Raw genomic sequence first — 9001 nt, 5'->3', positions numbered from 1 at the left:
GCCGGCCGCCGACTATGCGCCGCTGGCGGTGCTGCTGCTGCTGGCCCTGGCCGGGCTCGGCCTCGCCGCGCTGCTGCGCCGCCTCTCGCCCTGGCCCTCGCGGCGGGCGCCGCCCTGGGATGGCGGCTTCACCGCGCCGCCGGCGCATCTGCCCTTCGGCGATCCCGCCACCCAGCCGAGCGCCGCCGGCTTCGCCCAGCCGCTGCACCGCATGCTGGGCGCCACGCTGCTCGCGGCACAGGAGGATCTGCGCGCCGCCGCCCCGGGCGACCCGGCGCCGGCCCGGTTCGAGAGCCGCTTCGAGGACCCCGCCGGCCGCTGGCTCCTGGCGCCCCTGGCGCGCGGCAGGGACAGGGTGGCGGCGGTGCTGGAGCGGCTGCGCGACCTCGGCCTCCGGCAGTTCATCGGCCTGGCCCTCGGCACCCTGGTCGCCTTGCTGGCGCTGCTCGCCCTTTGGCCCTCCCTCTGGCCCTCCCTCTGGCCCTCCCTGGCGGGCGCGGCATGATCGCCCTTTCCGGCCTGCCGGCGCAGATCCTGCACCTGGTGCTGATGCTGGCGCTGGCGCCGCTGGTGGCGGGCGGCGTCCGCTGGCTGAAGGCGCGGCTGACCGGCCATCGCGGCGCCTCGCCCCTGCAGCCCTGGCGCGACCTCGCCCGTCTGCTCCGCAAGCAGCCGGTGCTGGCGGAGAACGCCTCGCCGGTCTCCAGCGCCGCGCCCTATCTCGCCCTGGCGGCGACGCTGGTGGCGGCGGCCCTGGTGCCGGGCTTCGCGCATGGCATGGCGCTGGCGCCGCTCTCCGACCTGATCCTGATCGCCGGCCTGCTGGCGCTGGCCCGCTGCGCCCTGGTGCTGCAGGGGATGGATGTCGGCACTGCCTTCGGCGGCCTGGGCGCGGCGCGGGCGGCCAGCTTCGCGGCCCTGGCCGAGCCGGCGCTGATGGTGGCCCTGATCAGCCTCGCCCTGCTGGCCGGCAGCACCAGCCCGGAGGTGATCGGCGGCGTGCTGCAGGAGGGCGGGCAGGGGCTGCGTGTCTCGCTCGGCCTCGCCGCCGCTGCGCTGATGGCGGTGGCCCTGGCCGAGAATGCCCGGCTGCCGGTGGACAATCCCGCCACGCATCTGGAACTGACCATGGTGCACGAGGCCATGCTGCTGGAATCCTCGGGCCGCCACCTGGCGCTGTGGGAGATGCAGGGAGCGCTGCAGCTGACCCTCTGGCTCGCCCTGCTGGCGGCGATCTTCCTGCCCTTCGGCACGGCGCCGGCCGGGGCCGGGCCGCTGGCCTGGCTGCTCGGCCTGGCGGCCTGGGGCGCGAAGCTGGCGGTGCTGGGTGGCGCGCTGGCGGCCTTCGAATGCGCCATCGCCAAGATGCGGGTCTTCCGCGTGCCGGAGTTCCTCGGCGCCGCGCTGCTGCTGGCCATGCTGGCGGCGGTCTACCTCTTCCTTTCCACCGGCCAGGCCTGAGGCGCGGCGCATGGTCTTCGGCCAGCTCTCCTATGACATGGCGCATCTGCTCGGCGGCGGCGTGCTGCTGCTCTCCTTCCTGCTGCTCTACCAGCGGCGCATCGCCGCCGTGATCACCGCCTTCGCCGCCCAGGGGGCGGTGCTGGCGCTCGCCGTCGCCTGGCAGGCGCATGCCCAGGGCGCGCCGGCCCTCTATCTCACCGCCCTGCTGGCCGGCGCCGCCAAGGCCGTGCTGATCCCGCTGGCGCTGCGCCGGATGGTGGCGCGGCTCGGCCTGCGGCGGGAGGTGGACGCGCCTCTCGGCATCGGCGGCAGCCTGATCGCCGGGCTCGCCCTGGTGGCGCTGGCGGTGACGGTGGTGCCGCCGGGGGCGGGGCCCGTCGCGGCGGCGGCGCGGGAGGATCTGGCGCTGGCGCTCTCCGTGGTGCTGCTCGGCCTGCTGATGATGGTGACGCGGCGCAACGCCATCAGCGTGGTCATCGGCCTGCTCAGCCTGGAGAACGGGCTGGTGCTGGCGGCGGCCGGGGTGCGCGGCATGCCGCTCGTGGTGGAGCTGTCCTCCGCGGCGCTGGTGCTGGTGCTGGCGGCCGTGGCCGGCTTCTTCGTGCTGCGCCTGCGCGACGACCTGCCGGGCGGGCATCCGCCCCTCGATCTCTCCCTGCTGCACCGCTTCCGGGGGGAGCGCGAATGAACGCGGCCTCGTCCATCCCCATTTGGGCCGCGCATCTCTGGCTGGTGGCGCTGCTGCCGCTGGCGGGCGCGGCGCTGCTGGCGCTGCTGCCGGCCCAGCGGCTGGCGGCGCGGCTGAACCTGGCCCTGGCGGCGGCGCAGCTCGGCCTGATCCTGGCGCTGGCGGCGCGCGGGCGCGGCCCCGAGGCGGCACTGCTGCATCTCGACGCGCTGAACCTGCCCCTGCTGCTGCTGGCCGGCGTGATCGGCGTGACCACGGCGCTCTACTCCGCCGCCACGATCCGCGGCGAGGGTTTCGGCCCGCGCGCCGGGCGCGCCTACCATGCCGCCTTCCAGGTCTTCCTCGGCGCCAATGCCCTGGCGCTGCTGGCCGAGGATCTGGGCGTGATGTGGGTGGCGGTCGAGGCGGCGACCGTCGCCACGGTGCTGATGGTGGCGCTGCACCGCACGCCGGCCTCGATCGAGGCGGCGTGGAAGTTCCTGGTCCTCTGCGGCACCGGCATCGCCCTGGCGCTGTTCGGCACCATCGCCCTGGCGCTGGCGGCGCAGCCGCTGGGCGAGGGGGGCGCCACGGCGCTGTCCTTCGGCGTGCTGCGGCAGATGGCGCCCGAGGCGGACCCGCGCCTGCTCAGCCTCGCCTTCGTCTTCCTGCTGGTCGGCTATGGCACCAAGGCGGGGCTGGCACCGCTGCATTCCTGGCTCCCCGATGCCCATGCCGAGGGCCCGATGGCGATTTCCGCCGTGCTGTCCGGCCTGTTGCTGAACACCGCGCTGCACGCCATCCTGCGCGCCCGGGCGGTGGTTTCCGGCAATCCGGAGGTGCTGCCGCCGGGGGCGCTGATGCTGGCCATGGGCCTGGCCTCGGTGCTGCTGGCCGCCTTCGCGCTGTGGCGGCGGCGCGACGCGCGCCGGCTCTTCGCCTGGAGCAGCATCGAGCACATGGGGCTGGCCAGCATGGCCTTCGGCCTGGGCGGCCCGGCGGCGCTGGCCGGCATGCTGCACCTGCTGGGCCATTCGCTGGTCAAGAGCGCGGTCTTCTTCGGTCTCGGCCGCGCCATCCAGATCAAGGGCAGCCAGCGCATCGCCGCGATCGGCGGGCTGGCGGAGTCGCATCCCCTGCTCGGCTGGTCGCTGGCGCTCGCCATCCTGGCGGCCGCCGGGCTGCCGCCCTTCGTCCTCTTCGCCAGCGAGGTGCTGCTGATGCAGCAGATGGTGACGCGGCTGCCCTGGCTGGCCCTGCCGCTGGGCCTCGGCCTGCTGCTGGCGGCGCTGGCGCTGCTGAAGGTGCTGCAGGCGCTCTGCTTCGGGCCGGGCCGCGCCGGCGTGCCGCCGCCGGACCAGCGCCACTGGCTCGGCCATCCGGCGGCGGAATGGGCGACGCTGCTGCCGCTGCACCTGCATCTGCTGCTGGCGCTGCTGCTCGGCCTCGCCCTCCCGGCGGCGGGGCTGGCGCTGCTGACCGAGGCGGCGGGGATCGCGGGATGACGGGGCCGGCCTCCGACCTGATCCGCGCCGGGCAGCGGCTCACCCCCTGGCGCTGGTGGCTCGACCCGGCGAGCTGGGCGGCCCTGCCGGCGGCGCTGCGGCAGGAGCCGGCGCTGGAACTTCTCGCCCTCTGGGCCGAGGCGCGCACCGTGCACGCCGCCTTCCGCCTGGGCCCCGAGCTGCTGCTGGCCAGCGTGGCGGCCGCCGATGGCGCCTATCCCGCCCTTTCCCCCGCGCGCCCCGGCGCCATCCTGTTCGAACGCGCCATCGCCGATCTCTGGGGCCTCAGGGCCGAGGGGGCGGTGGATGCCCGGCCCTGGCTCGACCACGGCGCCTGGGCCGCCGCGCGCCCGCTCGCCGTCCAGGGGCAGGGCGGGGGGGCGGCCGCCGCGCCGCTCCCCGCCCTTCCCGTGGGTGGCGAGCGGCCGCAGCCGGTCTTCCTACCGGCCGAGGGGGAGGGGGTGCACCAGGTGCCGGTCGGGCCGGTGCACGCCGGGGTCATCGAATCCGGCCATTTCCGCTTCCATGTCCAGGGCGAGGCGGTGGTGCGGCTGGAGGCACGGCTCGGCTACAAGCATCGGGGCCTGATCGGCCTGATGCTGGGCAGGACGCCGCGCGCCGCCGCCCGCTACGCCGCGCGCATCTCGGGCGATTCCACCGTGGCGCTGGCCTGGGCCTTCGCCGCCGCCGCCGAGGCCGCCACCAGCCTGGTGCCGCCGCCGCGCGCCCTGTTGCTGCGCGGCGTGATGGCGGAGCTGGAGCGTATCGCCAACCACCTGAACGACTGGGCCGCGCTTTGCGGCGATGCCGCCTTCCTCTGGCCCCAGGCGCGCCTCGGCGCGCTGCGCGAGGGGGTGCTGCGCGCCTGCGACGCCGCCTTCGGCCACCGGCTGATGATGGACCGCCTGGTGCCCGGCGGCGTCTCCATCGACATCGCGCCGAGCGGACCGGACCGGCTGCTGGCGGCGCTCGCCGTGGTGGGCGCGGAGCTGCCGGCGCTGCGCCGGATCTGCGAGGAGCATGCCAGCCTGCAGGACCGGCTGGCGGGCACCGGCGTGGCGCGGCCGGAGCTTGTCGCCGCCTATGCCGCCGGCGGCTTCGTCGGCCGCGCCTCGGGACGGGACTTCGACGTCCGGCGGCATCTGCCCTATGCGCCCTATGCCGGCCTCGAGATCGCCGTGGCCGGCGCCGCGGCGGGGGATGTGGAGGCGCGGCTGGCGGTGCGGATCGAGGAGCTGGCGCGGAGCCTGGAGCTGGTGGGCACCCTGCTGGCGCGGCTCGAGCCGGGCGAGACCCTGCTGCCGCTGCCCGGGAAGGGCGGGGAGGGGATCGGGCTGGTGGAGGGCTTCCGCGGCGAGGTCTTCTGCTGGATGGCGCTGGACGAGGCCGGGCTGATCCGTGGCCTCTTCCCGCGTGACCCGTCCTGGCTGCACTGGCCGCTGCTGGAGGCGGCGATGGAGGGCAATATCCTGGCCGACTTCCCGCTGTGCAACAAATCCTTCAACGCCTCCTATAGCGGGGTGGACCTGTGACACGGAGGCGCGGCTGATGGCGATGCTCTGGCCCCGCATGCTGCGCGGCCTGCGCCGGCCGCTGACCGATCCGGCACCGGCCGCGCCGGAGGCCACCGTCGCCGCCCTGTCCGAGCGACTGGAGCAGGCGGCGCGGCGCCGGCTGGGCCGCAGCCTGGCGATCCGGCATGTCGATTCGGGTTCCTGCAACGGTTGCGAGCTGGAGCTGAACGCGCTTCATGGCGCCGTCTACGACCTCGAGCGCTTCGGGCTCCGCTTCGTCGCCTCGCCACGCCACGCCGACGTGCTGCTGGCGACCGGCCCGGCCAGCCGCAACATGGTCGAGGCGCTGCTGCGCACCCATGCCGCCATGCCGGAGCCGAAATGGGTGGTGGCGGTGGGCGATTGCGCCCTGGGCGGCGGGCTTTTCGCCGGCAGCTACGCGGTGGCGGACGGGGTGGACGCGGTGCTGCCGGTCGATCTGGTCATCCCCGGCTGCCCGCCGAGTCCGACCCTGCTGCTGGAAGGCCTGCTGGCCCTGCTCGGCGCACAGCGGGAGCCGCCGCCCGCCGCCCCGCCGCCAAGGGCCGAGCCCAGGCTGGAGGAGGGACCGGAGGAAGGGCCGGAGCCCCCTGATGAGGCCGGCGCCCCCGGCCCCCGCATGGAGCGGGACGCCTGAACGGCCGCCAAGGCGGGCATTCAGGCGGGCGCATGAAAAGGGGCCGGCCGGATCGCTCCAGCCGGCCCGAATGGCCGCTCCCTGCGGGAACGGCCTGTCGGACGACGACCTGCCGGGAATAAGGCCGCCGCCGAACCCGTGTCAGCCGGCGGCGGGGCGCGGCGCCCGAGGTGCGCGGCGCGCCTGGGCCTGCTGACGGTGATGACGCTTGTGAGCCGTGGCGTGATGCCGCTTGGCCGCGTGGGGGCGCTGTGCCTGCTGCTCCGCCCGGGCGGGGGTGCGGGCCTCGGCCGGGGTGGCGTGGCCGGCGAGGGCGAGCGGTGCGGCCAGGGCCAGGGTGGCGAGCATGAGGCGGAGCGAGCGGAGCATGCTGTGCGATATCCTGATGCGGAACCGCGATCCTGCGGTCCGTCCCCGATACTCTGCCGCCGGCCTTCTCTCGCCAGCATGGGCCGGCGCTGAATTAACCGTAAGACGGGCCGATCGGAGCGGGCCGATCGGAGCGGGCCGGTCAGAGCAGGCAGAGCTCCTCCAGGCTGCGCCGCAGCGCCGCCGGCAGGTCGGCAAGGCCCTCGGCCGGGGTGGCGCCCGCGGCCAGGTCGGGCGGCGCCACCTCGGCGGCCAGGTAGCGCCAGCCCTGGAAGGGCTTGACCGGCCGCGCCGCCACCGGCGTCAGGACGGGGTCCAGCACCAGGGCGGTGTGCGGCGTGCCGTCGGCGCCCGGCTCCTGCCGGATCTCGAGGATGCGCTGGCGCACGCTGACGAAGCCCGCCACCACCCAGTAGAGCGAGCCGCCCTCCAGGATCTCCTCCGCCCGCTTCGGCGCCATGCGGGTCAGGTGGCGCAGCGGCGGGTCCAGCGCCACGCGCCGCGCCTGGGCGGCGCGGAGGGCGGCGATGTCGCGGGGGCCGACGCAGAGCTTCAGGATATGCAGCACGTCGCATGATCTACGCCGCGCCGGCGCCGGCGCAAGGGCGGGGCCCCGGCGCGGCCGGACCGGCCTCCCCTCAAAACGGTTGCGCCATCCGCCCGGCGGGCGTTAAGCCAGCGCGCTTTTTTGCCCGGACGGTCCGGCTGGCCATCGCCGGGGACCCGGGCCCATCGGGAACCATCGAGAAGGAGATGCGCGGCATGGGCTACCGGGTTGCGGTCGTCGGCGCCACCGGCAATGTGGGGCGCGAGATCCTCAAGACCCTCGCCGAACGGGAATTCCCGGTCAGCGAGGTGATCGCCCTCGCCTCGGGCCGCTCCGCCGGGCAGGAAGTCTCCTTCGGCGAGCGGGCCGTGCTGAAGGTGCGCAACCTGGAGACCTTCGATTTCGAGGGCGTCGATATCGGCCTCTTCTCGCCGGGCGCCTCGGTCTCCGCCATCCATGCGCCGCGCGCCGCCGCCGCGGGCTGCGTGGTGATCGACAACACCAGCCAGTTCCGCATGGAGCCGGACGTGCCCCTGGTGGTCCCCGAGGTCAATCCGCAGGCGCTGAAGGGCTTCCGCAAGCGCAACATCATCGCCAATCCGAACTGCTCGACCATCCAGATGGTGGTGGCGCTGAAGCCGCTGCACGAGATGGCCCGGCTGCGGCGCGTGGTGGTCGCCACCTACCAGTCGGTCTCCGGCGCCGGGAAGGAGGCGATGGACGAGCTCTTCACCCAGACCCGCGGCGTCTTCGTCAATGACGCGGCCTCGCCCGAGGTCTTCACCAAGCCCATCGCCTTCAACTGCATCCCCCATATCGACAGGTTCATGGAGGACGGCTTCACCAAGGAGGAATGGAAGATGGCGGTCGAGACCCGCAAGATCCTCGACCCCGACATCCAGGTGGTGGCCTCCTGCGTCCGCGTGCCGGTCTTCATCGGCCATGGCGAGGCGGTGCATGCCGAGTTCGAGCGGCCCATCACGGTGCAGCAGGCCTGGAAGGCGCTGCGCGAGGCGCCGGGCATCACCGTGCTCGACCATCGCGAGGATGGCGGCTACGCGACCCAGGTCGAGATCGCCGGGGAGGACCCGGTCTTCGTCTCCCGCCTCCGCGCCGATCCCACCGTGCCGAATGGCCTGGCCTTCTGGTGCGTCGCCGACAATCTGCGCAAGGGCGCGGCGCTGAACGCGGTGCAGATCGCCGAGGAGCTGGTGCGGCAGGGCCTGCTGGCGCGCTGAGCCGCTCACGGAAGCGTGTCCGATTGCGGCGGCGGCGCCCCGGTACCGCCGCCGGCCGGCCGCGATCCCGGCAGAACCTCCAGGGCGTGAACACGGCTGGAGGATGACCCCATGCGCAAGCCCCTGTTGCATCTCGGACTGCTCGCCGGCCTCGGCCTGGCGCTCGCCGGCTGCACCGATCCCTACAATCCGGGCCAGAGGGCCATCGGCGGCGGGCGGCGCGGCGCCGGCGCCGGGGCCGGGGTGGGCGCGCTGACCGGCGGCAATGCCGGCACCGGCGCGCTGATCGGTGGCGCGCTCGGCGCCGTGGGCGGTGCCGCGACCACGCCGGAGCGGCCGCCGCCGGCCTATTACGGCGGCGGCTACGGCCCGCCTCCGGGAGCAGGATACCGTCAGGGCCGTGGCTACGGCTATTGAGGCGCTTCGCCGCGCGCCGCCGTGGCACCGGAGATGGCTGCCCTGCGTTGACGCTTTGTGGCAGCGCGCCATAAAAGGTGCGTGCACAAGGCCCTGGCCCGCCGCTGCCCCGGCGGGCTTCTGGGCGCCTCGACATTCGCGGAGCGGGATCGGTCCATGGCCCTTACGAACAACGCGCGCGATGCGACCATGATGGGTCGCCGCACCGACGGGACGGTCATCCGCCGCCCTCTCTCGCCGCATCTGCAGGTCTACGACATGCTGCAGATCACCAGCGGCCTGTCCATCTCGCACCGCATCACCGGCAGCATCTGGGCCGGCGGACTGCTCTTCATGGTCTGGTGGCTGGTGGCCGCCGCCGCCGGGCCCGGCCCCTTCGCCACCGCCCAGTGGTTCTTCAGCTCCTTCCTCGGCATGCTGATGCTCTTCGGCCTCTCCGCCGCCGCCTGGTACCACACCCTGGCGGGCATCCGGCACCTGATGTGGGATGCCGGCTACGGCTACGACCTGCCGACGACCCACCGCACCGGCCGTGCCGTGCTGATCGGCACCGGGGTGCTGACGGTGCTGACCTGGCTGATCGTCATCATCGCCTGGGGCTGAG

At 74.6% G+C, this 9001-nt stretch carries 10 protein-coding genes and 1 pseudogene; 9 read left to right on the top strand and 2 right to left on the bottom strand.

All coding sequences use genetic code 11. The annotated features are described in order from the left end of the window. The 6 genes and pseudogenes from ACVMLK_RS06895 to ACVMLK_RS06870 form a co-directional block, all read left to right on the top strand. Positions 1-505, top strand: a pseudogene (locus tag ACVMLK_RS06895) (hypothetical protein); the annotation flags it as partial. After that, on the top strand, positions 502-1461 hold the full coding sequence (locus ACVMLK_RS06890; RefSeq protein WP_457485967.1) for a respiratory chain complex I subunit 1 family protein: 960 nt from the start codon (positions 502-504) through the stop codon (positions 1459-1461). The pseudogene ACVMLK_RS06895 and the gene ACVMLK_RS06890, both read left to right, overlap by 4 nt. 10 nt (positions 1462-1471) lie before the next feature. Beyond that, the gene (locus ACVMLK_RS06885; protein WP_457485966.1) at positions 1472-2152 is read left to right on the top strand and encodes a hydrogenase-4 component E; all 681 of its coding nucleotides are present in this window, start codon (positions 1472-1474) and stop codon (positions 2150-2152) included. Then, entirely contained in the window at positions 2149-3636 is a 1488-nt protein-coding gene (locus tag ACVMLK_RS06880) for a proton-conducting transporter transmembrane domain-containing protein (protein ID WP_457485965.1), read from the top strand. The genes ACVMLK_RS06885 and ACVMLK_RS06880 overlap by 4 nt, the downstream gene beginning before the upstream one ends. Next, positions 3633-5168 (top strand): hydrogenase large subunit, encoded by a 1536-nt coding sequence (locus ACVMLK_RS06875; RefSeq protein ID WP_457485964.1) that lies wholly within the window; start codon positions 3633-3635, stop codon positions 5166-5168. Before ACVMLK_RS06880 ends, ACVMLK_RS06875 begins: the two co-directional genes overlap by 4 nt. 16 nt (positions 5169-5184) lie before the next feature. Continuing rightward, positions 5185-5826, top strand: coding sequence for an NADH-quinone oxidoreductase subunit B family protein (locus tag ACVMLK_RS06870; protein ID WP_422923095.1), 642 nt, complete (start codon positions 5185-5187; stop codon positions 5824-5826). 141 nt (positions 5827-5967) lie between these two features. On the opposite strand, the gene ACVMLK_RS06865 is transcribed toward ACVMLK_RS06870, so the two are convergent. Together ACVMLK_RS06865 and ACVMLK_RS06860 are read right to left on the bottom strand one after the other, a co-directional pair. Next, a complete protein-coding gene (locus ACVMLK_RS06865) occupies positions 5968-6195 on the bottom strand; it encodes a hypothetical protein (RefSeq protein WP_198366498.1) in 228 nt (75 codons plus the stop codon). A 142-nt stretch (positions 6196-6337) separates the two neighbouring features. After that, positions 6338-6763: a DUF1489 family protein gene (locus ACVMLK_RS06860; protein WP_457485963.1), complete on the bottom strand. Its 426-nt coding sequence runs from the start codon at positions 6761-6763 to the stop codon at positions 6338-6340. Between the two features lie 194 nt (positions 6764-6957). On the opposite strand from ACVMLK_RS06860, the gene ACVMLK_RS06855 reads away from it, so the two are divergent. The 3 genes from ACVMLK_RS06855 to sdhC all read left to right on the top strand — a co-directional run bounded on the left by ACVMLK_RS06855 (position 6958) and on the right by sdhC (position 9000). Beyond that, positions 6958-7980 (top strand): aspartate-semialdehyde dehydrogenase, encoded by a 1023-nt coding sequence (locus ACVMLK_RS06855; RefSeq protein ID WP_198366501.1) that lies wholly within the window; start codon positions 6958-6960, stop codon positions 7978-7980. A gap of 111 nt (positions 7981-8091) precedes the next feature. Beyond that, positions 8092-8397, top strand: a complete 306-nt coding sequence (locus ACVMLK_RS06850) for a hypothetical protein (RefSeq protein WP_457485962.1) — start codon at positions 8092-8094, stop codon at positions 8395-8397. Positions 8398-8553: 156 nt separating this feature from the next. Further along, positions 8554-9000 carry a succinate dehydrogenase, cytochrome b556 subunit gene (gene sdhC, locus ACVMLK_RS06845; protein ID WP_198366503.1) on the top strand — a complete coding sequence of 149 codons (447 nt, stop codon included), beginning with the start codon at positions 8554-8556 and terminating at the stop codon, positions 8998-9000. Position 9001: the final 1 nt, after the last annotated feature.

This window comes from Teichococcus aerofrigidensis (genome assembly GCF_054073225.1).
This window is presented reverse-complemented; position numbering and strand designations above follow the sequence as displayed.